Annotated in this window: 21 protein-coding genes; 6 read left to right on the top strand and 15 right to left on the bottom strand. The window is 44.9% G+C overall.

Translation table 11 applies throughout. The features are described 5' to 3' along the window. Positions 1-45: 45 nt before the first annotated feature. Both NSQ55_RS04555 and NSQ55_RS04550 read right to left on the bottom strand, forming a co-directional pair. Positions 46-879, bottom strand: coding sequence for a carbohydrate ABC transporter permease (locus NSQ55_RS04555; protein WP_339171550.1), 834 nt, complete (start codon positions 877-879; stop codon positions 46-48). Then, complete coding sequence (locus tag NSQ55_RS04550; RefSeq protein ID WP_036680772.1) at positions 879-1760, bottom strand: sugar ABC transporter permease; 882 nt, start codon at positions 1758-1760, stop codon at positions 879-881. The genes NSQ55_RS04555 and NSQ55_RS04550 overlap by 1 nt, the downstream gene beginning before the upstream one ends. A gap of 136 nt (positions 1761-1896) precedes the next feature. Here NSQ55_RS04550 and NSQ55_RS04545 point away from each other — a divergent pair, with 136 nt between their 5' ends. After that, a complete protein-coding gene (locus tag NSQ55_RS04545; protein ID WP_076129607.1) occupies positions 1897-3717 on the top strand; it encodes a sensor histidine kinase in 1821 nt (606 codons plus the stop codon). Then, a complete protein-coding gene (locus NSQ55_RS04540; protein ID WP_339171547.1) occupies positions 3714-5375 on the top strand; it encodes a helix-turn-helix domain-containing protein in 1662 nt (553 codons plus the stop codon). The genes NSQ55_RS04545 and NSQ55_RS04540 overlap by 4 nt, the downstream gene beginning before the upstream one ends. On the opposite strand, the gene NSQ55_RS04535 is transcribed toward NSQ55_RS04540, so the two are convergent. After that, positions 5376-6545, bottom strand: coding sequence for a GDSL-type esterase/lipase family protein (locus NSQ55_RS04535; protein WP_339171544.1), 1170 nt, complete (start codon positions 6543-6545; stop codon positions 5376-5378). It lies immediately after the preceding gene. 124 nt (positions 6546-6669) lie between these two features. Next, on the bottom strand, positions 6670-8991 hold the full coding sequence (yicI, locus tag NSQ55_RS04530) for an alpha-xylosidase (RefSeq protein ID WP_076129610.1): 2322 nt from the start codon (positions 8989-8991) through the stop codon (positions 6670-6672). A 127-nt stretch (positions 8992-9118) separates the two neighbouring features. On the opposite strand from yicI, the gene NSQ55_RS04525 reads away from it, so the two are divergent. The 3 genes from NSQ55_RS04525 (at position 9119) to NSQ55_RS04515 (ending at position 11941) form a co-directional block, all read left to right on the top strand. Beyond that, the gene (locus NSQ55_RS04525; RefSeq protein WP_339171540.1) at positions 9119-10009 is read left to right on the top strand and encodes an AraC family transcriptional regulator; all 891 of its coding nucleotides are present in this window, start codon (positions 9119-9121) and stop codon (positions 10007-10009) included. A 48-nt stretch (positions 10010-10057) separates the two neighbouring features. Then, the gene (locus NSQ55_RS04520) at positions 10058-10945 is read left to right on the top strand and encodes a helix-turn-helix transcriptional regulator (RefSeq protein WP_339171537.1); all 888 of its coding nucleotides are present in this window, start codon (positions 10058-10060) and stop codon (positions 10943-10945) included. 174 nt (positions 10946-11119) lie between these two features. Beyond that, positions 11120-11941 (top strand): hypothetical protein, encoded by an 822-nt coding sequence (locus NSQ55_RS04515; RefSeq protein WP_339171534.1) that lies wholly within the window; start codon positions 11120-11122, stop codon positions 11939-11941. A gap of 97 nt (positions 11942-12038) precedes the next feature. Here the strand turns inward: NSQ55_RS04515 and NSQ55_RS04510 are convergent, their stop codons facing one another. The 6 genes from NSQ55_RS04510 to NSQ55_RS04485 all read right to left on the bottom strand — a co-directional run bounded on the left by NSQ55_RS04510 (position 12039) and on the right by NSQ55_RS04485 (position 20007). Continuing rightward, the gene (locus NSQ55_RS04510; protein ID WP_076194391.1) at positions 12039-14108 is read right to left on the bottom strand and encodes a class I SAM-dependent methyltransferase; all 2070 of its coding nucleotides are present in this window, start codon (positions 14106-14108) and stop codon (positions 12039-12041) included. Positions 14109-14237: 129 nt separating this feature from the next. After that, positions 14238-15113 (bottom strand): radical SAM/SPASM domain-containing protein, encoded by an 876-nt coding sequence (locus tag NSQ55_RS04505; RefSeq protein WP_036680750.1) that lies wholly within the window; start codon positions 15111-15113, stop codon positions 14238-14240. A gap of 22 nt (positions 15114-15135) precedes the next feature. Then, a complete protein-coding gene (locus NSQ55_RS04500; RefSeq protein WP_038568824.1) occupies positions 15136-16122 on the bottom strand; it encodes a Gfo/Idh/MocA family oxidoreductase in 987 nt (328 codons plus the stop codon). Between the two features lie 251 nt (positions 16123-16373). After that, the gene (locus NSQ55_RS04495; RefSeq protein WP_036680744.1) at positions 16374-17147 is read right to left on the bottom strand and encodes a glucose 1-dehydrogenase; all 774 of its coding nucleotides are present in this window, start codon (positions 17145-17147) and stop codon (positions 16374-16376) included. A gap of 77 nt (positions 17148-17224) precedes the next feature. Beyond that, entirely contained in the window at positions 17225-18037 is an 813-nt protein-coding gene (locus NSQ55_RS04490) for an acetoacetate decarboxylase family protein (protein ID WP_081386450.1), read from the bottom strand. 29 nt (positions 18038-18066) lie between these two features. After that, the gene (locus NSQ55_RS04485; protein WP_339171527.1) at positions 18067-20007 is read right to left on the bottom strand and encodes an NAD(P)/FAD-dependent oxidoreductase; all 1941 of its coding nucleotides are present in this window, start codon (positions 20005-20007) and stop codon (positions 18067-18069) included. 121 nt (positions 20008-20128) lie between these two features. Between NSQ55_RS04485 and NSQ55_RS04480 the strand changes: the two genes are divergently transcribed. Further along, entirely contained in the window at positions 20129-21403 is a 1275-nt protein-coding gene (locus tag NSQ55_RS04480; protein ID WP_339171525.1) for a helix-turn-helix domain-containing protein, read from the top strand. An 87-nt stretch (positions 21404-21490) separates the two neighbouring features. Here NSQ55_RS04480 and thrC read toward each other — a convergent pair whose 3' ends face one another. From thrC to NSQ55_RS04455, 5 genes are all read right to left on the bottom strand, one after another. Beyond that, positions 21491-22882, bottom strand: a complete 1392-nt coding sequence (thrC, locus tag NSQ55_RS04475) for a threonine synthase (RefSeq protein ID WP_339171523.1) — start codon at positions 22880-22882, stop codon at positions 21491-21493. A gap of 248 nt (positions 22883-23130) precedes the next feature. Next, the gene (locus tag NSQ55_RS04470) at positions 23131-23634 is read right to left on the bottom strand and encodes a CYTH domain-containing protein (protein WP_076302808.1); all 504 of its coding nucleotides are present in this window, start codon (positions 23632-23634) and stop codon (positions 23131-23133) included. 197 nt (positions 23635-23831) lie between these two features. Then, positions 23832-23969: a hypothetical protein gene (locus NSQ55_RS04465; RefSeq protein ID WP_339171519.1), complete on the bottom strand. Its 138-nt coding sequence runs from the start codon at positions 23967-23969 to the stop codon at positions 23832-23834. A gap of 849 nt (positions 23970-24818) precedes the next feature. Continuing rightward, on the bottom strand, positions 24819-25682 hold the full coding sequence (locus NSQ55_RS04460) for an IS3 family transposase (protein WP_256715985.1): 864 nt from the start codon (positions 25680-25682) through the stop codon (positions 24819-24821). An 11-nt stretch (positions 25683-25693) separates the two neighbouring features. Continuing rightward, entirely contained in the window at positions 25694-26011 is a 318-nt protein-coding gene (locus NSQ55_RS04455; protein ID WP_076301905.1) for a transposase, read from the bottom strand. Positions 26012-26092 lie beyond the last annotated feature (81 nt).

The following is a 26092-nucleotide window of genomic DNA, read 5'->3' as shown; positions in this document are numbered from 1 at the left end:
AAATAGTGGACTGCTTAAAAAATATTTGGAACGGAGGGCTCGGTGTTAACCTTTCACCGAGCCAGCCGCTATTCCCTCAACAATGTAACGTTGCATAAACAGGTAGAAAATGATAATTGGTGCGACCCCTATTACGAGAGCCGGAAGTGCCATATCCCATTGTTTGGTGTATTGACCAAAGAAGGAGAAAGTCGCTAGTGGAATGGTCCGAAGCTCTGGTGCCTGAAGAATCAAGGATGGCAACAGATAGTCATTCCATATTCCAAGTGCGTTTAGCACGATTGTTGTCATCACCATTGGCTTCAGCAAAGGAAGCACAATACGGAAGAACACGGTAATAGGATTACATCCATCTACTGTAGCCGCCTCTTCAATTTCAAGAGGAACGGACTTGATAAAGCCGTGGAACAGGAAGATCGCCATCGGAACACTGATTCCTAGATTCGTGATAATCAAACCAAGGAAAGAGTTGTTCACTCCAATAACATTTACGACCTTCAGAATAGGAATCATAATCGTTTGGAACGGAACTACCATTGCTGCTACAAAGATAAGCAGCAAGAACTGATTGAATTTCGTATTCGCCCGAACCATACGATAGGATGCCATCGCACTGAACAGAGAGATTAGAATAACACTGATCACTGTGATAATAACCGAGTTTCGGAATGCTTCACCGAAACGGGCTAATTTCCAGGCGGTTGAATAGTTCGACCACATAAATACTTTTGGCCAGCTTGCCGCATCACTCAGAATTTCACCGAAGGATTTCACCGAGTTTGCGAGCAAGAAATAGAATGGAAAGAGAAAGAGCAGCGCCAGAAGGATCATTATCACTTCCGTACCAATATTCCATCTCTTTTTTTCCGTAGGTTTCATTACGCTTCAACCTCCTTGCTCTTCGTGATACGGACCTGAATCAGAGTAATGATGGCTACAATTACAAAGAACAGCAGCGCTTTTGCAGTACCCAGCCCGTAACGATTGTTCAGGAAGGCTTCATTGTAAATATTCATAGCAACGGATTCCGTCGATTTGAACGGTCCGCCCTTCGTCAAGGACAAGTTAAGGTCAAACATTTTGAATGACCAGGAAATGGCCAAGAATAATCCGATAGTTACAGCAGGCATAATTAGTGGAACTACGATATTGCGTAGCACCTGCCAACGGGAAGCACCATCAATATCAGCCGCTTCTAGTACTTCTTTAGATACGTTACTCAACGAGGCAATGTAGATAACCATTAGATAACCGGAAGACTGCCAAACAAAGACCATTACAATCGCCCAGAATCCTGTTGTGGCATCACCGAGCCAAGGAAGATTAAAGAAGGACCATCCTGTCAGGTCGCCCATAGTGGCGAACCCTTTGATGAAGATAAATTGCCAGATGAAACCAAGCAACAATCCCCCGATAACGTTCGGCATAAAGAAAATAGTCCGAAGCATGTTACGTGTCTTTAAAGGTTTAGTTAACAGATAAGCTAAGAAGAAGCCTACCACGTTAGTCAAAATCACACCTAACACCGTAAATCTTACCGTGAACCAAAAGGAAGACCAGAAGTCAGGGTCATTTGAGAAAATAGTGGAAAAGTTTTGAAATCCGACCCAACTTACATTACCGGATACACCGTTCCAATCTGTGAAAGAGTAATACATCCCCATCAAAAATGGGATAATCGTTATTAAGGTAAAAAACAAAACTGCCGGACCAACGAAAAAAAGCTGTTGACCTAACTGGGACAACTTAGTGCCGCGCATTTATTGCCCCCCCCTTTCTTTTGCTCACTTACTTGTTTATGCTTTATACACATATTATCTGTTTTTTTCAGGGTACCTCACACCTACTAAAGTGATCTTTCAGGTGTAAAATATTGATCGGATGTGACAAATTTCGATGAAATGGAACACGATTCGCACAAAATTGATCGTTTTTATCCTACTGCCAACGTTAATCTGTATTATGGCCACCATGTTTATTAGCTATCACTATAGCACTCAATCCCTAAGAACAAGGGCAGTAGATGAGAATACGAACCTCCTCTTTCAAGGCAATAGAAACATCGAAAGTCTGATTCAGGAGATCAATCGTCTCTCCCTTATCGTCTATTCAGATTCAGATTTCTACAGATTGCTCGAAGCGGGATACGAGGATATGGCAGCAAACACACGAATTTATTCTTCTCTAAATTACATTTCTTCATCCATGCCAGATATATCCCAGGTGTATCTTTACGGTGTCAAGGATAGAAAAGCCACTTTGCTCACCCAAAATACACCCAAACGTTGGCAGGGTATCCCCCCTTATGCCGACTCAGAGATCACTAGCAGTTCTCCTGTGTTTATACAAAGTACACATATAAGTCACAGCTATGGCCTAACTTCACCTATCCCGCAACTCATACCGGAGCCTGTGTTCACATTGCATAGACGAATTGAAAGGATTCCAACTACCACTCCACTCGGCTTCCTGTCGATCGATGTTAAGCTAACGGCTCTTACCGACATCGTCAGCCAGTTATATGATCAGAAGCAGGAGAACATTTGGCTGCTGGATGGCGATGGCAGGATTGTATACGGAAGCAACAGTGAGGAATACGGCAAGCGCCTACACGCTTCTTGGTACAACAAGCAAATCGCCACAACTCAAAGCTCGCAAGGGTATTTTGAAGAGGAAGATGCTGTGTTTATTTACCAAAGAATCGAAACCCAAGGTTTAAATTGGACCCTCGTGAAGCAGATTCCTACGTCCTATCTTTTCCGGGAAGCCAATGAGGCGGCTGCGATCAATATAATCCTCCTTGTTCTACTTTTGATTACAATTGCCACGTTAACCACCCTGATCTCTTTTCGAATCACGGCTCCTATCAAGCAGTTGACTCGTTACATGAATCAGGTGCAGACCGGTAATCTTGATGTTGAAATTCAACCTATGGGCAAAGATGAGATTGGCGTGGTTACCGAGCGATTCCGCAGTATGATGGACACGATCAACAACCTGATTTTAAGAGAGTACAAGCTGGAATTGTCCAATAAGACCAATGAACTGCGGGCACTGCAGGCACAAATCAACCCGCATTTTCTGAATAACACGTTACAGATCATTGGCACGCTGGCCTTAGAGCTTAAAGTGCCCCAAATTTACTCACTTCTTTCAGCTCTAGCCAAAATGATGCGCTACAGCATGTACAATGAGGAGAAGATCGTAACTGTTAAGGATGAGCTGGATCATGTCAAAGCCTACATTGAACTGCAAAAGGAACGTTTTGAAAATAAGTTCAGTTTCCGCTACGATATGGAGGAATCACTTTTAGAGACGTTTATGCCGAAAATGATTTTACAGCCTATTGTAGAAAATTATTTCAAACACGGCTTTAATCTTTCCCGCAGTGACGGATTCATTGAAATCACCGCAGCAAGAGTGGATGACAACCGGATGGAAATCTGTATCCAAAATAACGGAAATGCGATCCCTTCAGCGAAGTTAGATCTTTTAAAGCAGAAGCTACAGCATCCTACTAGAACAGATATAGATTTATTAAGAAATACAGAGCAAACCAAGGAAGCTACAGGATCAGGTATTGGTCTGCCGAACGTTCTGGCTCGACTCAAGTTTGTGTGCGGAGATAGCGCCACTTTAACTGTGGATAACCTTAGAGCGGGCGGAGTAGTAGTGAAATTGGAAATTGAAATTATAGCGGAGCGTGAAAAGATATGAAGGCGTTGATTGTTGATGACGAGGCAAGAGTTAGAAAGGCAGTCAGACTGCTTGTCGACTGGGACGCCCATCAAATAGATGAAATTCTGGAAGCCGGAAATGGAAATGAAGCCATCGAGATCATCCGGCAGGCTAAACCAGCATTAGTCATTATGGATATGATGATGGAATCAGGTAATGGGATAGAGTTAATGACCTGGGTGAACGAATTCGCCGGCAACACTAAGTTTATTGTAGTCAGTGGACATAATGATTTTGAGTTCGTACGGCAGACTGTGCGGCATGGGGGTATTGATTATATCCTGAAACCTATCGAAGCCGAGGCAATCAATGTAGCGGTAACTAAAGCAGTTGCAGCCTGGCGCTCAGAAGAAGACGACCGAAGCGAACGGCAGAAACAGAGTATTCAGCTTAATGAGTTCAAGCCCATTTATGGGGAAAAGCTATTATCTGCACTAATTGATGATCCGATCAATTCTGATTTATCTTTGCGGAGGTTATGCAGTGATGGTATCATTCCGGAAAACATCCATTCCGCTCGGTTAATATTGGTGCAGACAGATGCGGGTAACAATCCGTTGATTAAACGTTTTGGCGGAGACACCGAGCTAATGAACTACGCTATCGTCAATATTTGTAATGAATTTTTGCACAGTCCGCATAAGGGTGTTGCTTTTCGTTATTGGGGAGGTCCTCCGGAGATTGCGATTATTCTGTGGGATATTCAAACCTCTGTTGTCGAGCTAATAGGCAGAATCAATCATGGCATCTACTCTACCTTGCAGGTCCGAATGCATTTTGGAATCAGCAGCATCGGCAACTTACCTAAGCAGTTACCTTATCAGCGTGCAGAGGTGGCAGAGGCCTTACAGCGCCGAAACTTATTAATTCATGAGGATTACTGCCATTTCTCCTCTTCCTCCGAAGAATTCAGAGATCGTAAAGAGATCGCCAAAGCAGAGGTTCGCGGTAATGTATCAACAACGAACTTTGCTGACGTCAAGGAAGATTGGAAAATGGCAGTCATCAGCGGAAGTCCAGAGATATTATCAACAGCTGCGCAGCACTGGGTAGATGAGCTTAGCCGAGGCGGGGTTGTGACACCAGAAATCCTAAACTCATGGAAAAATGATGCTCTACTATTTCGTTCCCAGCTGGTACGGGAAATGTTAGGCCCTGAAGCTGAAGGCGCACTGGCCGAGCTTGAACAGGCCGACCAGCTTCACCCAGCTCCTTATACGAACGGTTACTCGTTCTCCTTATTCGCTTGGCGTGACTGGTCGTATACCCTAATGCAGGAGCTGGCCGAAGTAATCGCCCTGAAACAAGCTAAAGAACGTAATCCGATGCATGATATCGTCAAATACATCGAGCTTAATTACGCTTCTGACCTGTCCTTACAGGAAGTGGCCGGAAAGTTTTTTGTTAGCCGTGAATATATTTCCCGCCGATTCAAACAGGAATACGGGATTAACTTCTCCGACTTTATTGTTAATATCCGAATAGATAAAGCTAAGCTACTGTTGCAGAATCCTCGTCTGAAGCTGGCCCAAATCTCCGAAATGGTCGGTTTTCATGATGTTAAATATTTCAGCAAAGTGTTTAAGAAGCAGGTTGGATCTTCACCTAAGGACTACCGGGACACATTTAAGAGTTGATCAATACCAGTTTAAAAAGGCGTCCGCAACCGTCTTACCGGCTATGCCGTTCGGATGCGGGTCGTCTTGTCCACTCATATATTCCGGTCTGATCCGGTGATCGTCTGGTGCAGGCAACGATAATAGGCTTGCTATATCAAACACACGGTCTACTCCAACGGGTGGGTTAGTCAGGATTTCATGATTCACTCTACGCCAAGTTTCTTCTCTTGCCTCCTGAAAATTAAACGGCGGCACCGTACTTAGAATAATACTAGCATCAGCATTTGCTGTTTTGATCTTAGCAATAATAGTTGTCAGATCACCAAGTAACTCATCTGCAGAGCGGCAGCCAATATCAATATCATTTACGCCGAGGACAATCATCAGTTCATCACTCTGTTTAGCTTTGTGAAGCCAAGGGCCATCCGCAGCCACATCATACGCTCTAGCCCAGCCTGAGCCGAGATTCCATACGCCAATCTCTGCACCAAGACCATCCGCAATTCTCGCTGCCCAATATTCGTATCCGTCCTTTAATGTCCGCACACCTTGAGTAATCGAATCTCCCAAAAATACTAGCTTCTTATTCACAGCTTTCTTATACCCGATATAGCTTGGCAGTACCAAAAGCTTGTCGGATTCTGTAAACCCATCGGCTGATTCCTGTGTAGCCAGATTTCCGGGCGCATCATAAGCGGTTGCCAGCATCCCTTCTACGTTGAAAGGAATGGATTTGCCCTCAGTAGTTGTCTTAATTGTCCATGTAAATGCTAAGTAATGGTCATCGGGAAGATTGATACTTGTCTCATCACTCCAGAAGCATTCACCGGCCGCTACTGACTTGGAGACATTGCCTTCAAAGGTGACAGCATGTTGTGTATGCTCAATAATAGCTCCGTTTGGCTCAGTCCCTCCATCCGCGATAAAAGCCGATTCGATTACCCAACTGCCCCCAGGCTCGCTGCCCGAAGCTTCAAGCCCTTGGTCCCAGGTGGAATCCACCGCATTGCTATGCCAAAATTTCAGCTGCACCGGGCCGTTTTCCCGTAAACGAATATAAGTCCGGAAGGTATGTGTAAAAGGTTCTTGCCTATTCATAATAAAATTAGCGGCGGTTGAAAGAACCGTAGCAGAGGTATAGTCCGTCTGATTCAAAACTCCACTTCCCTTAATTAAATTAGTATTCATAACGTTTCCCCCGTTATTAGTTAAGATTGTAACACTAAAACCTCTCCTATAAACCAGGGAACGGATCGTTCACCCAGTCTACAAGAGAGGTTATGGCTATATCAATATGCTTTAAGAAATCATCTTATTTCAGTGTAATGGTAAACGATACAGATTTTGCACCCGCGTTTACTTTCACTGTAGTCTCATCCACTTGCTCTGCACCTTCTACGGAAGCGATAGCTCCCAGATCTTTAAGGGAAAGCGAGAATTCTTTACCGCTGCCTTCTGCAGTAACTGTTACGCTGTTGCCTTTGCGGGCAGCCTTCACAGTCAATTCAGGAGCACCTTTAAGATCACGTACGGTTGCAGAAGTAGTAGTACCTTCTTCAAGTGAATATAGGCCAAATTTCACGCCATCCGCAAAGTCATAATCCGGTTTGTTGTCGATGCTGCCGATTGCCAGCAAGGAGTTCTGACGAACGAACAGTGGCAGGCTGAAGAAATCATATTTCTCTTTGCGCCATGATCCGCCTTGTACAGTTTCACCAGATAACAGGTGAGTCCAGCGACCTGCTGGCAGATAGTATTTCACTTCGCCGTTTTCTTGGAAAATAGGCGCTACGAGCAAGGAATCACCCAGCATGTATTGGCGATCGAGCACTTCGCATGTTGGATCTTCCGGGAATTCCATAACCATCGCCCGCATAGAAGCCCAGCCATGCTCTGCAGCCTGCCCAGCCACATCATACAGGTAAGGCATCAAGCTGCATTTAAGCTTCGTGAAGAAGCGGGTAACATCACAAGCTTCATCATCGTACGCCCAAGGCACACGGTACGAAGTGCTGCCGTGCAGACGGCTGTGGCTGGACAACAGTCCAAAAGCTAACCAGCGTTTAAATACATGTGCCGGAGCAGTGTTCTCGAAACCACCGATATCGTGACTCCAGAAACCGAAACCGGACAAGCCCAGAGACAAACCGCCGCGAAGGCTTTCTGCCATGGATTCATAATCTGCGTAGCAATCTCCGCCCCAGTGAACTGGGAATTGTTGGCCGCCAGCAGTTGCAGAACGTGCGAACAATGCTGCCTCATTCTTACCAAGCTTCTCTTCCAATACTTCAAATACAACTTTGTTGTACAGTTGAGTGTAGTAGTTGTGCATTTTCATCGGATCAGATCCGTCGAAATAAACTACATCTGTAGGAATCCGCTCACCGAAGTCTGTCTTGAAGCTGTCTACGCCCATATCTACCAAATCACGCAGGTAGCCGGCATACCATTCACAAGCCGCAGGGTTAGTGAAATCCACCAGTCCCATACCCGCTTGCCACAGGTCACATTGATAAACATCGCCGTTAGGCTTTTTGATCAGGTAGCCGTTTTTCTTGCCTTCTTCAAACAAGCGTGAACGTTGACCAATATAAGAGTTGATCCATACGCAGATCTTCAGGCCTTTTTCCTTCAGGCGTTTCAGCATGCCCTCTGGATCCGGGAATACACGTTTATCCCATTCAAAATCAGTCCATTGATACTCACGCATCCAGAAGCAGTCAAAGTGGAATACATGCAGCGGCAGATCACGTTCTGCCATACCTTCTACGAAGGAATTTACAGTCTCTTCATCATAGTTGGTAGTGAACGAAGTTGTCAGCCACAACCCAAAAGTCCATGCTGGTGGAAGCGCTGGTTTACCTGTAAGAGCAGTATAGTTGCTAATAACGTCTTTAATGGTAGGTCCATCAATCACGAAGTATTCCAAGCTTTCTCCAGCTACGCTGAATTGGGCTTTTTTCACTTTTTCTGAAGCGATTTCATAGGAAACCAATTCCGGATGATTCACGAATACGCCATAACCTTTGCTTGATACGTAGAAAGGAATGTTTTTGTAAGCTTGCTCAGAGCTAGTGCCGCCGTCTTTGTTCCAGATATCAACGGTTTGTCCATTTTTCACGAAAGCGGTAAAACGTTCGCCCAGACCATATACGAATTCGCCTACGCCGAGATCCAGCTCATCACGCATGTATGTGTTGCCGTCTTGGTCGGTGATGTAAGCCATGGATTTAAAGCCACTGCCTGTAATACGTTCTTCGCCGCGATAGAAATCCACCGCCCATTGTTCGCCTTTGCGAATCACTACACGAAGTCCGCCGCTGATCAGCACGGTTTCGAGATCCGTTTCTTCAATCTTCACGTGATCGCCAGTACCTTTAGTCAGTTCGAAAACCGGACCACGTTCCTGTACACCATCATGATGAATAATTTTAATACCTACCACGCCTGGAAGCGGGGAATGGAATTTTACAGTAAGCAGGGTTGAATTCAGCGTTGCTGCGCGCCCTGTGATTGGAGTCGTTTGTGTAATTGCTGTTAATCCTTCGGGAGTCTTTTCTACAACATAATTTTGAACTGCGCCGTTAATCGTGATACCTTCACGAACCAGCCAGAGACCATCAGTAAATTTCATTGTGTACTTGCCACCTTTCAATTTGGTGTTTATAGTTGCATTATACCGATAAAAAATGAACAAAACTAATACTATATAGCTCATTTATAACACTATTTTGATGTTTTTTAAGAAAAGAGGCCTTTATATGGACCGTACAACTCAGAGTTTGCTAAAAGAAAACAGAGTTCATGGAGATAGTATGTTTCCACTCGCTGCTTATTGGATAGATCTTCCATCCGGAACGCATGTACTCGATACACATTGGCATGAAGAAGCGGAGTTCTTTATGCTGCTAGAAGGAGAAATTCTGTTCCAAGTAGACACAGAATATTTTCCACTCCGCGCGGGCGAAGCGGTATTTATCGAATCTGGCGATATACACGCCGCCTATGTGCTGAACGAAGACACCCCCTGCAAATTCTGTGCGCTTGTATTTCTGCCTGATCTTTTGGCTAGCGCCCAGTACGATACGATCCAGCAAAACGCGATTTTGCCACTGCAAGAGAAACGCCAGAGCTTTCCGAGACATATTACACCCGATGTCCCTTGGCAGCAGGAGCTGCTTCATCATCTGGAGCAAATGATGGAGGCATACGCTAATAAAATGCCCGGATTTGAGACCTTTATGAAAGGAACTTTGCTAATCATGCTTTCCAAGATTACCGCAGAGGGCCGATTTGAGAACCGCAGCCAATCGGATGATGCTGATACCACCAAAATTAACCGCCTTAAAAAGGTGATCCTTTATATCCAAGATAACTATCAGGAACCGATACGTACCCGTGATCTATCAGAGCTTATTCCCATGAGCGAGGGGCAATTCTGCCGCTTCTTCAAAATGATGACTCGTAAAACGCCGGTCGATTACATCAACTCATACCGGATTCGCCAGGCTGCCGATCTGCTGCAACAAAGTGAAAGAAAAATATCCGACATCGCATTCGAGGTCGGATTTGATAATGTAAGCTATTTCATAAAGGTTTTCCGTAAAGCGATGAAATGCTCGCCTTCGGAGTTCAGGAAAGGTGCAGGCTAGTTTCATCTACATCATAAAAAAACGATGGATTCCAATTGGAGGCTCGCGATGAACTCACCGATTCTTAGCTTTATCACACCGCCTATTCCTTATTTCATAGACTGTGGCCGTGCTCACTACAATGCTGGAGACTATCATATCAGTCGTAATTGCATCGGCGTATTTGATCTAATCATTGTTAAAAAGGGAATGTTGCCCATCGCCGAGAACGAGGTGCACTGGGAGCTAAAGGAAGGAGAATTCCTCATCCTTCGTCCAGATGCCCATCACTATGGCTTTGCCCCTTGTCCTATCGAAACAGAAATCATCTGGATTCATTTCCAAACCTTCGGCAGCTGGATCGAGTGTCAGGATATGAACGAATGTCTGGAAAATCAGAGCGAGCTCATCGAAAGCCATAAACAAAAAGCTTATTTAAATCACTGCGATGTATGCTCGATCTTTATTCCGAAGTATACGAAAATATCAGAGAAGGCAATGGAGGTATTAGAGTTCTTTTTCCATCTGGAACAAGAACCCCAGTCGATGCGCAACTGGAAGCGCCAAGCCTCCTTTCAACAGTTCCTGCAATTCTTGGACCGCGATCTGGCCGAGGCATCCGATGCAACCGCCATTCATCTTGCCGAGAAGATTGAATTGTTCATTCGGCAAAATTATACTCGTGATGTCTCTAACTCCTTACTTCAAAAAGAACTTAACTATCATCCCAACTATCTCGCCAAAAACATGCTAAAAATATACGGTGTGACCCCTATGGCCTATCTCCTGTCCTATCGTCTAGAACAATCCAAACGGCTGTTAATTCAAACTTCCTGGTCCATTGCCCGCATCGCTGAAGAGGTTGGCTTCCATCATATTACTTACTACTCTTCCTGCTTCTCCAAGAAAGAAGGCATTTCTCCCTCTAACTTTCGACAAAAATTCACCGGTAAATAGACATTACAAAGCCTGAAATGGAAAATATCTTCCTCTTCCGGGATAGTTTGGACAAAAAAGCTGTTAAGCGTCCATCAAACAACGCTGCGGCTAACAGCTCTCTTTATTAAATATTACTGCTGATTTGCCGATATATTATAGATAGATCTTATCGTCGTAGGAGGATAATGAACCATGCATATAACGAATATGACCTCATCTATGGGAACGAGGTTTAATGTATCTGTTAGTCACCAAACTCATGATAAAACTATGAAATCAAACAGCAATACTAGTGGTAATGGTAATGGTAATGGAGATAAATTATCAATAAGTAAATCTGCAAAAGCTGCTTTTCAAAATCAATCCAAAATGGACGGAATGGTTAACTCCCTGCTTAAACAAAAACAAAATATCATCGACAGTAAGAACAGTCTGATTGAAAGAACTACCAAAAGTTCACATAATCTCGAATCTATTCAAGATCAACTTAAGGAGTTCGACAAGCAGCTCCAAACGATTGACCAACAAATTGCAAAATACAGCTTCGAAGAGCAACAAAAGAACTTAGAAGATGCTCAAAAAGCTAATCCAAAGGATGAACCTAAAACCGAGCAAGAGATACAGAACGAAAGATTGAATACGATTGTTTCTGTAAGCCAAGATGTTAGCCAAATGGAGGTAGTTTCTTCTACCCACACTAAGATGCGTGGCGAGGCAAAAGTTCTGACCAAGGAAATAGAGCTGGATGAGGCTCGTTCTACTCATTCCGCAACAGCCAAACGGGAACAGTTATCCAAAATCGAAACTAAACTATCGGAAACGAACGAAACGTTAGGCGATGCCATGAAAGACACGGGAGATAAAATTAAAGATCAGATCGATAAAGCAGGTTCAACAGAAATTAAACCTTCTGAAGAGAACACCAATGAGCAGACAGAACAATTAGCTACCTATCAAGAAATTCAACGTTTAGCCGAAGAATCTGATAAGTCGCAGCTAGAAGTACTACTCTAACAAGGGCAAGAATCTCTATATAAAAAAGCAATCGGACCTCCTCCGCATCAGAGGGTCTGCCGATTGCTTTTTTAGATGCAGCTGATGTATTTTTCGGCTATTCCTTCCGAATCACAATAAAGCAGGTGCTGTCCGGCAGCGCCACTTCCTGTCCGCTCTCATCCATGAACCTTACTCTATCACGCAAAGCTTCGGTATAACCTTCTTGCAAGTAATGCCGCAAGACCTCAATCTTTGCCTGCTCTCCTAAAATCTGTTCAATAAATGAAGCAAACTCCGTAGGGGTGAAATAACCAAACTGTTCTTGGACTTCGTGAATATAAGCCTCTTCGCCCCAGGTATAAGTATATAAAAATTCCATGGCATCATTAACGGGCATGAGCACTTCTTGTTCCCCTAATCTCTGAAACTGAATCTGACGTCCAGCAAAATCCTTCGCATAACGCTCCAGCCACACCAGACCATCCTCTTCCAGAAAGCGAACTCTCCGCAGCAATGATGCAGGTTCAGTCATGATCCCATCGCGGATAATGATAACCCCGCCAGCTGACAATACAGCAAAGGCACTTCGCAGAGCTGCGGAGACGGTGTCGTGATTGAACTTATTACCATTTAGCGGCACATAAGAATATAGCTCATGCAAAATCGAAGAGAAAATTACCGTGTCCACCGTTCCGGCCTCCACGAAATCTTTAAGGTTCAACGCATCTCCCTGCAGCACCTCCCAGTGGCGACCTTCCCGCTGCTTGCGTTGTCGCAAGGCTTCCACTACATTGCTTGATATATCAATGCCGATAGGAGTAACCTCGGGCATACGCTCTTCCAGTAAATCCAGCAGCACACCGCCGCCCGGACCGATATCCAACACTTTTTGTCCAGTGACATGATCTAGAATTACAGCTTTATAATCTGCTGTATTATTCATTTGGCTTAAGTAGGTATCTTCATTATGAAAACGGTCAAAAGCATCCCTGCGCAGCTCGAATAGATCGAATAACAGCAATACAGCACGTTCATACAAGGGTGATTTTTCAGCTTCCATACAGAATTCGATCAGCTTCTCTGCCGCTGCCGAGAATTGGAATTGAAAAAATACCGTGTCTGGCAGATGTTCCTTAGAATATTGCCGCAAGAGTAGGTGAGGGTTCTCAGCAGGCAAAGTCCCTTGCTCGATATCCTTCCATGTAAGCTCCGCTAAATATTTTTCGATAATCCGCTTCTTATAAACATTGGTCTTCTTAACACCCTTGTAATCGTAGTAAATGCTGTTCATGACATGCTCGAAGCTTATATGGCTTAAGGATTGATTCTGCGCCCTCTGGGCAGCAAGCACCATCACCTTCAGAAATTGCTCCAGCGAAAAGGTCTGTAGTGCAGATTCCACATACCAGAAGGTAATCTTACTTAATGACTCCAAGCGTTCAGCATGGAAACCTTCCTGCGTCAGCTTAGCCCATTCCGTAGTGAAATCCTCTCCTCTAGAGATCGGACCCAGCCGCATTCTGCGCAGTCGTTCCTTCATCGGCATAGGACTAGCAAGATTGCCTGAAGAAATCAGCTCAATAAGCTGCTTCACTTCATGCTGCACATTCTGCCATAACTCGGGAGACACAGCTCCGATGATGCAATGATTGAGCACGGTCAGCAGGCGTTCCAGTTCCTCCGCGGTCAGCAGTTGATCTTCCACTATATCATGGAGTGGCTTATTGACTTCCGGCGGCACTTCTCCGCGAATTTGCTGTCCTATAAGTCCATGAGTCTCAATAAGCCGCTGAATCATCGCACCTTTCTCGGAGACAGCCCTCCCTAAATATCTCTCATATAACTGTGCGGAACCTAAATTATGTACAAAACAATTGATCCCTTCCTTCTGCCAAACCAGCCGCTCCTTTGCTGTACCTCCCTTAGCCGTTTCTGACCAAATTAACGTTTCTTCCACCAGCTCTTTTATCCAAATAGAACGGGGAAGTTGGTCCAGAATCTGCAAGCTACGTTCCACATAGTCCAGTACGGGATTCCTGCGATCCAGCTCCTCCAGAGATTCCACACGTTCCAAATTTACAATCTGCTCCTCCGCTTGGACAATAAGCTTCAGCCAGAGGTGATCCTCCAAATGATCTTGCACACCTTCACGGTATAAGGCGATGGCTTCCAGTGATTTCAGCATATGCTCCTCCTTCGCTCCAAAGTGGAGACTATAAAGACCTATTATTATATATATACAATCCCGTTAATTAAAAAACAGAACCAGGACTCATGAAATAGCCATGTCCCGGTTCTGTTTGCATTCCAATCATTAGGTTCCGAACCGCTGCCGATACCCACATTTGCGGCACAGCTCCTCCACCGCTTCTCTACGTGAGAAGCCATAGAATAAATTGTTCGCCCGCTCCCCCTCTACAATCTCTGAGAACGGAGTTTCATGGATGTTGCCTAGATTAATTACTCCTTCACCATCCAGACAGCATGGCACAACAGTGCCATCCACAAGGATTGCCGCTTGGCTCCGCAGGGCATGACAGAACCCTTTTCCGTCATCTTCCGGCTCATTCAGCGCTGGCCAACGGAACTCATGATCCTGATTAAGGTAGACGCGTGGGGCAATCTTGACACCACTGCCAGGCACAACCTTTTCTTCAATCTTGAAATCCAAGTTGAAGGCTTCCTCCAGCAGGGCAAGGGTTTCACGGTTACGGTTTCTCTCCAGATTCGTCAGATTATCCTCCGTCAAATTCCACAAGCGGAAAGAAATAATAACCCCTTGCGCTGAGGCTTCCCGTACAAAAGAAATTATCTCTGAAAGATAGCCTTCACGGTTCTCTGACCCTTCATGCCCATCAAAGCTGTGCAGAGAAAAGTTCATCTGACGCAGTGCGGGCTTACCAAGAATTTTAGGTCCGGCTTTATGAATTAACGTGCCATTGGTTGTAATATTAACCTTGAACCCTTTGGCATGAGCAGCATCCAACAGTTCACCGATCTTGGGATGCAGCAACGGTTCCCCTTTGACGTGAAGATAAATATGATTGCTGTGTGGTTTAATTTCATCCAATATCGTATTAAACGTATCAAGCTTCATGAAATTTTTCGTCCGGGCGGTTTGTGGACAAAAGCTGCAGGCGAGGTTGCAGACGCTTGTTATCTCAATATAAACCTTTTTAAAAGTCTTCAAGTCCTGCTCCCCATTCTATTTATTATAAATCTGAGGCATAGCGGAGACCGATCTGTGCTCTGGCTTCCTCCATAATCTCTGCTGCGGCCATGGAGTTCTCATGAGTATTAATTCTGCTCTCCCGTTCACCATTCTTAATCAAGTTGATGAATTCTTCAACCTCATAATACATAGGTTCAAACACCTGAGGCAACGTAAGCTCCTCAACTGTACCATCACGATAGTAAATTTTCACCTGATAAGGCTCATTGATCTTGTCGATCACCATCGTACCGTTCTCTCCATGAATCTCAGCTGGCAGATAGGAGTCGGAAATCTTGGAGTGCATAACTACCGCATCCATATCGTCATACTTCATAATGAGACTTCCTTCACCATCCACACCTGACGAGAGCATGACACCCACTGCCTGTACTGATTGAGGCTTGCCAAAGAGCACTACCATTGGATACAAACAGTACACTCCAAGATCCATTAACGAGCCATTGGAAAAAGCGGGATTAAACGCATTTAACACAGTCCCCTGCCGGTAGGCATCATATCTGGAGGAGTACTTACAGTAACTTGCAAAATAACGGCGAACTTGACCGAGTTTATACAAATTATCACGAATCACTCCAAAGTTCGGCATAAAGGTCGATTTCATCGCCTCTACCAGCAGCACATCATTTGTGCGCGCAGCTTCAATCATAGCTTTAAGCTCCGTACTGTTGGATGCAGCCGGTTTCTCGCAGAGCACATGCTTGCCGTGATTTAAGCACATAATCGCTTGTTCTGCATGCATAGAATTTGGGCTGGCAATATATATAGCATCTACATCTTTGCTTTTCACCATATCTTCCAAATTCGTATAAATTGTAGCTCCCGCATATTTAGCAGCAAAGGCCTGACCTTTCTCCATTGTGCGAGAGTACACGGCTGTCAGGATAAACTCCTCATTCTCCAAGCCGGCTTGCACGAAGCGGTCTGTAATAAAGTTTGTTCCAATGACCCCGAAACGAATTGTCATGATGTTATCCCGTCCTTTTTAGTTATTACTAACTCTACATGCTATTTTCTCACTCATAGGTAGTCATGTCTACTTTTTAAGGCAAATTAACGACAATTTCTGATAAATTCAGCAATTCTCTTGTTACTGGCGGAGCACCGCTCATCGTACAACGCAAAAAAAGGCGTATCCCAGCCACCCTTTCATGGCTTTTGAGATACCCTTTTTTTGGAGTTACAATCATTCCCCGAGCTTACAGAACCAGATGAACTCTATATAATTGTCCAGCCGCCATCTACAAACAAGGTCTGACCTGTAGTGTAGCTGGAAGCATCTGAAGCAAAGTAGAGCACGGCGCCGTTTAATTCTCCCGGATTACCAGGGCGCCCCATCGGACACACTGCGTTGTACATTTTTAGCGCTTTTTCTGCAAATAACGTATTCTCAGTCATTTCAGTTTTGAACAAGCTTGGTCCAATCGCATTAACAGTGATACCATGCTTAGCGTAAGTTGCCGCCACCCCTCTTGTCAGATGGATCACTCCACCTTTAGCAGCATTGTAAGAATGCGTAGGAACCGAAGCAGAAGCTGTAAGGCCTAGCATTGAGGCTGTATTGACGATTTTGCCGTAATTCCGTTCCTTCATATGCCGGATCACATGTTTCGACATCAGGAAAACACCTTTTAAATCCGTATCCAGTACCCGATCCCAAGCTTCTTCTTCCAGCGCCTCAATCGGAACCGCATCCACCACACCAGCATTATTCAGCAGAATATCAATTTTGCCAAAGGCTTCCATAACCTTTTGAACAGCCACAATAATCTGGTCCTCTTTTCTTACATCACACTCGATAGGAATTATTCTGCGTTCAGGGTATTTAGCCCGGATATCCTCGGCTACTGCTACAAGCTTGTCATATCTTCTAGCCAAAATAGCAATGTCTGCTCCTTGCTCAGCAAGCATCTCTGCGAATTGTACCCCGATCCCACTGGATGCTCCTGCGATAATAGCTGTCTTACCCGTCAAATCAAAAAGGTTAGTCATTCTAATTCCTCCTAATGTTTAGTTAGCCGATCCTTCTTCGGTTTCATTTCGCACAAACTCACTTCAAACACGTAGGCTTATACTGAGGAAACAGGTTGCAAATTGTTCTCCCACCAGTCCCAGCGGAGATAGCAGTATGGAAGATACTCCATTGGATTCAGAGGCTCCAGAATTTTACCTTTTTCAAGCACATTTGTACTGACGGTGTAAACCGCGCCCAGCATATTCACAACTTCAAGCTCACTCCAAGGATCATGCGGGGAGTCTTGGAAGGTGATAGAGGCTTCAGCCGCTTTATAGACTTTAACCTCACTTACTAAACGCTGTGTGACCAAGGTTGGCATCAGATCGAAGCCGTTTCCGTCAATTGCATTGGCATATTTGATGTTATACAAAGGGATATCTTTGCCGTAATATTCCTCCAGAATCTTCTCGGCTCCATTGTCATTGAAGTGTCCATCCATAGTGGCTTTTACGTTGAAAAAGTCAATGCCATGCCGGCCGATTGCCCCATCAATGCCATCTTCTGAGGTGTTCATACGCACATCGGCCATTTTCTTAGGCAGCCCACATACTTCCCGGCCCATAGCCATCCCGATATCGCTTGTAATAGGCATCGACAGGCAGTAGTTGCCTAATTGTCCGTTATAGTCCGCTAGAACGAACAATCCAGCTTCACGATAAGGTGGACAAAAGTTCGTAGCTGGGTAATTGGCGATAAAAGCATTTACCAGCGGCCGGCTTGTTGGCTTCAGTGGCTTCGGCAACAAACGCTCGATAATCTCTGGTTTGGTCTCCCAATACACCGTCAGCATCTCTGCATCATAAAAGGTGGTTGGCTTGCCTCCGTATTTCTGCATATCTGCGAAACTTTTCACAAAACTCACCATGAATGAACCCTCCTTAGATTAGTAACCCTTTAGTTCAGCACAAAAGCCGTTTCGAATCCAGATTGAATGGCCTGTCCAATTCGACCTGGCTTGCCTGCATCGCCGATCACCTTCACATTAGGCAGTACCTGCTTCAACTCATCAACAAATGAGCGATCGGGTGTAACACCAATGGATAATACAACAGCATCCGTCTTTTTCAGCGAAGTTTCCCCCGTGGGCGTATTCTCAAGCACAATCGCGCCATCCTGCACTTCTACCAGCTTGGTTGATGCTAAGAGCTCCACGCCGTTCTTTTTCAGTCTAGTCACAATGTCGATCAGATTTGGCAGATAGGCATCTGGACCAACCCGCGGCTGCATTTCCACCACCGTGACCTGATTTCCCATATCGGCTAAATATTCAGCCGTTTCCAGCCCTGTCATGCCGGAGCCGATGACCACAGCCTGCTTGTTCTTAATCACAACTGATCCACTAAGTACGTCAACAACGGTGCAGACCGCTGCCTTCTTCACTCCCGGAATAACAGGCACTATAGGCTGTGCCCCAGCAGCAACAAATATCGCATAAGGGTTCAGTTGCTTCAGTTGTTCTAGCGTAGGTTTCGTAGAGAGACGGACATCAACATTCAGATCCTCTAACTGATGCTGCATATTATCAATAAACCAGTTCAGCTTCTCCTTCAATGGTGGCCGGCTTCCCAGCTCCACGCTGCCGCCTAGCACATCTCTGGCTTCGAACAATACAGGTTTAAAATCTCTGAGCGCCAGAATCCGTGCTGCTTCCATACCTGCTGGACCCCCGCCGATCACAGCTACTACTTTGCCAGCGCCATCTTTTGTTGGTTCTGCAAATTCAAGCTCACGGCCCACTCTGGCATTGACAGCACACTTGATTACCTTGCACTCCATTACTTCCTGAATACAGTACAGGCAAGAGATACAGGTTCTGATCTCTGCTTCTTTGCCTGCTGCCGCTTTGTTACCCCACTCCGGATCGGCCAGTTGGGCTCTTCCAAGGGCTACAAAATCCGTATTTCCTTCCTGTAGCAGACTCTCAGCAAATTCAGGCTTACGGATCACATCACAAGCAATCACTGGAATTTGCACCGCTTGCTTAATGGCTACGGAGAGATGTTTTTTCCAGCCTTGCGGGTAGGATATCGGCTCAATGATCGTATTGGATGATTCATAAGTGCCGGAGCTTACATTTATGCAATCCACTCCGATGCTTTCCAGATGTTTCGCAGTCTGGATAGCCTCATCCAGTGTAATCCCGCCTGAGACAAATTCATCGCCGTCGATTCGCACCGATACAGGGAATCCTGCGCCACAGGTCTTTTTGATGCCAAGCACAATTTCGTTCAGGAATGACATTCTACCTTCCAGTGAACCGCCATATTTATCAGTTCTCAGATTGGTAAGTGGGCTCAGAAACTGTCCTACGAGATAGCCGTGGGCACCATGGATCTCCACACCATCAATACCTGCTGTTTTAGCTATATAAGCTCCGAACACAAATTTACGAACTAACTCTTCTACCTCTTCAGTAGACAGCTCCCGGGGCATTTCCCCAATCGCTGAAGACATCACTGCGCTAGGAGCAACAATTTGTTTGCCTCCAATAAGCCGCCCGTGATTTTGCCGGCCCGGATGCTGGAGCTGAAGGAATATTTTGCTGTCATGACGATGCACAGCTCTTGCCAGTTTCTCCAGACGCGGCACAAACAGCAAGTCACTTGCATTCAGCTGGTTCGGTGTACCTACTCCGGTCTCATTATCCACACGCGTAATTTCCGTAATGATTAGACCACAGCCACCTGCGGCACGTTCCTCATAAAAAGCAATCATTTCATCCGAAGCTTCACCACTGGCCGCAGCCAGTGACGTTCCCATAGCCGGCAATACAATTCTATTCTTAAGTTCAAGGCGTCCAATTTTACCTGCTGCAAACAGTTTTTCATATTTCATCTGCTTAGCACCTCCACCTTTAGTTTAAGGCGTCCAATACTTTGTGAATATATTTACAAGCACCAAAAATCACTTCTTTATAGTGCATATTGCACTATTATTGAACCAGGGGGCGATATGAATGGATGTTTCCTTAAATGAGCAAGTATCAGGTAAAATCGAAATGGAGCATTATACCGCATCTTTGTTTACTGCATACATTTCAGGTGCAGGCCTTTCAGCTATCGTACAGACAGCTGCCGAGCTACTGCAGAATCCCGTCATTGTATTTGATTGCAGCTTCAAAATTGTAGCTCACTCTGACCTTTCCGATATCGACGATTACATATGGAGTGATAATATCCGCAAAGGTTATTGCTCTTACGACTTCATTGCGGCCGTGAGCAAAATGAACAGTGTCCAGCGTGGGAAACAAAGCGATGAATCTTATGAGGTAACCTGCGAGGAAACATCAAACTCCAAACTGATCTCCAAAATAAAAGTAGCCGGCAAACAAATCGGCAATGTATTGCTTCTAGGATGCACAAATCCTTTTCGCGCCAGAGATAACGAGCTGCTGTCCATCACCGCTACCATACTTGCCGAAGAGATGGGCAAAAATAGCTACTATCGCAACGCCAAAAATATAAAAGTTGAAGATTTTATCTGCGCATTGCTAGAGGAACAGCTTCAGGACAACCGGATTATTCAGGACAGGATGCGGAGTGCAGGACTAAAGTTCGGGAATCAGCTGCTTGTGCTGCTGTTCGATCTTACCTGGTATGAGGGTTCAGGCCGTTATGATGATTATTTAAGAGAACGTTTGCAACAGCTTTTTCCGGGCAGTCCTTCCACCTATTATGACGGGCAGATTGTAATGATCCATGATGGAAATCTCTCCAAAGAGCTTGTAAATAAGCAGCTGCAGGAATTTCTAGCCCAAACCGGCATTTCACTTGGCATCAGCAATATGTTCACTAATCTTACGCAATGTAGGAGACACTATCTTCACTCCCGAAACGCTATTCGGATCGGTACCATTCTCAGCCCGCAGCAGCAGCTGACTTACTATTCAGATATCCAGCTCTATGAGATGCTCTCTGCTGATGTTGTGTTTAACGAGGATAATAACTACTACCATCCAGAGCTGCTCAAGCTTCAAGAATACGATACTGTGCACCAGTCCAATCTATATCATACCTTTTACGTTTATCTCAAAAATAACCGGAACATGCAGATTACCTCAGACGAGCTGTACATTCACCGGAATACACTCAGATATAAGCTCGATCTTATCAGCAGACTGCTGGACACCAACTTTACCGATTCTGAAAAAATGCTGTCGTACTATGTCTCTTACAAGGTCGCTGCTTTTTGTGAAAAAGCTAGGGAGCAGACCCGTACGCCGCAACGTTAATGTTAGAAGCTACTATAAACGCACAAACAGCCCCCGTCCTTATCCCAAGAACGGGGGCTGTGCTGTGAAGTAGGACTGTATATGATATTACAATCCGTAAAAAGCTTGCAGCTGACGCACGATTTCATCCTTGTCATGATCCACTACGGTTTGATGTTGTGGCATCTCGAACAATGCTTTAATCTGTGCCGGGAATTCCTGCTTAATATCAATCAAAGTAATTGCCTCATCGAACTTAGCTGGATGTGCAGTCGCAAAGGTAATGCCAATCTCATCCGGGCCATTAAAAGCTTCGTAAGCCGCGATTCCACATGCTGTATGTGGATCAAGCAGGTAGCCGTGTTCTTTTTGATACTTAGCGATCGTATTCAAGCATTGATCATTCTTCACACCCAGCGCTGCAAAATCCTTCTGCACCTGCTGAAGCACCTCGCCTTCAACCGTAATCTTGCCTTCGGTTTGCAGCTTGGACATATACGCGGATAACTTCTCAGAATCCTCGCCTACCAGATAATACAGATACCGTTCGAAATTACTTGCCACTTGGATATCCATCGAAGGGCTGTAAGTGCTTGTGAAATTACCTGGTTTGTATTCGCCAGTATTCACAAAACGCTCCAAAATATTATTTTCATTCGTAGCAATGATTAGCTTGTTAATAGGAAGCCCCATTTGCTTAGCCAAATAGCCCGAGAAAATATTACCGAAGTTACCGGAAGGCACGCTGATATTAATCTTTTTCTCGTTGCTGCCATCGACATGCAGATATGCATAGAAATAATAAACAGTCTGCGCCAGAATCCGCACAAAGTTAATGGAATTAATTGCACGCAGATGATACCGACCTTTAAAGTCCAGATCTGCGAACAGATCCTTAATCACCTTCTGACAATCATCAAAGTTACCATGAACAGACAGATTCAGTACATTGCTGTCGTCCACCGTAGTCATCTGCAGCTCCTGCACTTTACTTACCTTGCCATGTGGATGGAGAATACAGATCTTGATGCCTTCTTTGCCGCGTACACCTTGAATGGCCGCCGCTCCAGTATCCCCAGAGGTTGCACCGAGGATGTGGATGATTTTGTTTTGTTTTTTGGAAATATATGAATACAGCTCACCCATAAACTGCAGCGCTACATCCTTGAAAGCAAAAGTAGGCCCATGGAACAATTCAAGGACATATAAAGAATCATCCACTTGGTGTATAGGTGTTACTTCAGGTGTGCGGAAATTAGCATAACTGGTGTTGACCATTTCCTGCAAATCCTCGTAAGGAATCTCATCATTGGTGTAATAGGCAACAATCTTCAGGAACAACTCCTGATAGCTGAGACTTCTCCACTCTTCCAACGTTGCTGCTGAAACCACTGGAATCTCGGATGGAACCATCAGCCCACCGTCGTCCGCAAGTCCCATCAACACCGTATCAATAAAACCTTTAGGTTCCACATTACCTCTTGTGCTTATAAACTTCATGCTCATCCTCCTGAACCCCTCGTTAATATATGACAAGAATATATGATAAGAAGAAACAACGTTGTCGTCCTATATAGAAGACAACTGTTTCTCGCAGAAATATAAGGCTATTATAGTTGCACCACTTATAAATTCTTATAATTAACTATAAGTTTCACCCTAAACGTTATCCTTAAGCTAGTTAGGGATGATAAAGCTATTTCTGCTTGTTTTCCCTATATACTACCACGTTTACGCGCTAAAGTCCGTTAATTCTTTGTCTTATTTTGCAGCTCTCTCCAGACCGTTTTGTTGCTGTACTGCCGTTCTGTACTAACATCCTTACCGAACCATTCCGGCTCTTTAAAGCTTTCCGCTTCCTCCAGAGATTCAAATTCAACCTCCAATACGGACAATTTCAGCTGGGAATATACGTCGATCTCAACCGTTATGCCATTCCACACCGCTGTAATTCGCTCTTTGACCAAAGCTACCGCATTTACCGCTTCGATCATCTGATTATATAAACCCTCTGAGATAAAATATTCGATCTCTTCGCGTTTGATCCCTTTGCCATCCTTAAACGTATGCGTGTAGGTTACCTCACCTGAGTCCAGATCCGTAATTTTACGCACACGAAGCTCTTGACCACCATCTATCGCCAGATATGTCTGATCGATATTATGACGGGTAACAATCTTCAACTCTCCCTTTTGAATCAGCTGCTCCGGAAATTCCGGCAGCAGAAACTTGCGTTCGATCTCCAAAGCCATGATGTTTCGCTCCTCTTCGTGTCATATATTTTTATATTAATAATCATCATAGGGGTGTGACAAACCCAAGTCAATGTGGATTATAGGGAAATAGGACATGCTCTTGCTTAAAAAAGGCTACCGTGGGGCTCATTGTGGGATTTATGGAGGTTGTGGAAAGATAGGGCTCACCATAGATTACTGGAAACTACGGATAATTAGTGAGTCAGCCGGCGATCATTGGAATCACCATTCGATGAGTTGATCACTCGCCACTGGTCGTACTTACCCATTCGATTAGTTGGTTCCGCTCCACTGGTCGCACTCACCCATTCACTTAGTTGGTCACGCTCCACTGGTCGTACTCACCCATTCGATTAGTTGGTCACGCTCTACTGGTCGCACTCACCCATTCACTTAGTTGGTCACGCTCCACTGGTCGTACTCACCCATTTACTTACGGACCGTATAGCCACTATTTGCGAAAAAAACGCATATTTGAGATGGTATCGGACTCAGGTGCAGCTATTTACTCCAAAACACCCCATACGGTCGCGATAATTAGCCAATAACGTCGCTGGGGTCCGAAAGTAGCCTCAATTGCCTCTTTTTTAGCAAATAAGGACTCCTGAGTCCGATCCGAAGCAGGGTACCTAGGAACCTAGCAGCAACCAAGGGAACTCTCCATCATATGTAGTCGGCGCCTTCTCATTCTTATCCCAGACCAGACCATAATGATTGGAGCATCGTTAACTGGTGGCACTCCCTCATACTTCCTCATACTTCCTCATACTTCCTCATACTCCTTCATACTTCCTCAAATCCCCTTATACTTTCTCATACTTTCTCATACCACCCCTACTCCCCATTCACTTACGGACCGTATAGCCACTATTTGCGAAAAAAACGCATATTTGAGATGGTATCGGACTCAGGTGCAGCTATTTACTCCAAAACACCCCATACGGTCGCGATAATTAGCCAATAACGTCGCTGGGGTCCGAAAGTAGCCTCAATTGCCTCTTTTTTAGCAAATAAGGACTCCTGAGTCCTATCCGAAGCAGGGTACCTAGGAACCTAGCAGCAACCAAGGGAACTCTCCATCATATGCAGTCAGCCCCTTCACATTCTTATCACCGACCAAACCCTAAAGATTAGACCATCGTTAACTGGTGGAACTGGACCTCTGTCAAGAAAGTGGACAGTCACGCAACAGACATTCTAGTCAATTGCTCAGCAAAACGAACTGGAGAAAGATACCCCAGCGCGCCATGCATTCGCTTGCGGTTATAGTAAAACTCAATATATTGAAAAAGTGTCTGGTAGGCTTGCTCCTTAGTTTTGAATCGCGGATTACAATAAATGAGCTCCTTTTTCAAAATGCTGTGCCACGACTCGATACAGGCGTTATCATAACAGTTACCTCTGCGGCTCATGCTGGACTCCATGCCATACGCTTTCAACTGCTTCGTGTATTCATGAGAAGTATATTGAGAACCTCTATCGGAGTGATGTAATAGACCCTTTTCCGGTTGTTTAGCTTCGTAAGCATCTTGTAAAGCGCCCGAAATCAAGCTAGTTTCCATATGGTTCTCCAAACGCCACCCCACGATTTCGCGCGTGCAAAGGTCCATCACACTAGCCAGGTACAAGCGCCCTCCCCGGCAAGGAATGTACGTAATGTCGGTAACCCATACTGAATTGGGTTTGCGTATTTTAAATTGCTGGTTCAGCGTATTCGGGGCAATCGGATGGTCATGATTGGAGTCAGTGGTCTGTACCCGATACGTTTTGGAGACAATGGAGCGAAGTTTCATATGTCGCATGTACACACTCACCGTGCGTTCGGTAACGGTATAACCTTCTTGATGTAACAGGCGGGTGATCTTCGGACTCCCATACCGCTTTTGATGGTCTGTAAAATGATACTGAATTCGCTTCATTATCGCAGCCTTACGAAGCATATGCGTACTGGTTTTTTCTGTCCGCCACTTGTAGTACCCGCTCCGTGACACATGTAGGGTCATGCACATCTTCTCCAAGAGAAACTCGGAGCGATGTTTTTCAATAAACTGGAATCTCAGTTCCTTGGTTTGCTGAAGATGTGCACTGCTTTTTTTACGATCGCTAATTCCTCTTCCACATCGGCAATCTTGTTATCTTTTTCTTGAAGTTGACGGCTCATTTCTTTCAACTGTGCCTCGAGTTCCCGTACTCGATCCATGCTAGCCGCCGGTTCATTCTTTAGTTCTCGATACTGGCTCATCCATTGATGCAGGGTACTTTTTGGGATGTTGAGCTCTTCCGCCAAGTCGCCCACTGTCTTTGTTTGCTCTTGAATGAACTGCACTGTCTGTTTTTTAAATTCTTCGTTATACCGTTGTCGATGTTCTCCCATGTGAACACACCTCCGTGGACTCATTATCGCCAGTCTGTTAACTACTGTCCACTTTTTATTCTAGCTTCAAACCCCCTCATA

It is taken from the genome of Paenibacillus sp. FSL H7-0943 (assembly GCF_037963265.1).
GTDB classification, from domain to species: domain Bacteria; phylum Bacillota; class Bacilli; order Paenibacillales; family Paenibacillaceae; genus Paenibacillus_AQ; species Paenibacillus_AQ odorifer.
The sequence above is the reverse complement of the archived record's forward strand: the minus strand, read 5'-3'. Positions and strand labels throughout refer to the sequence as shown.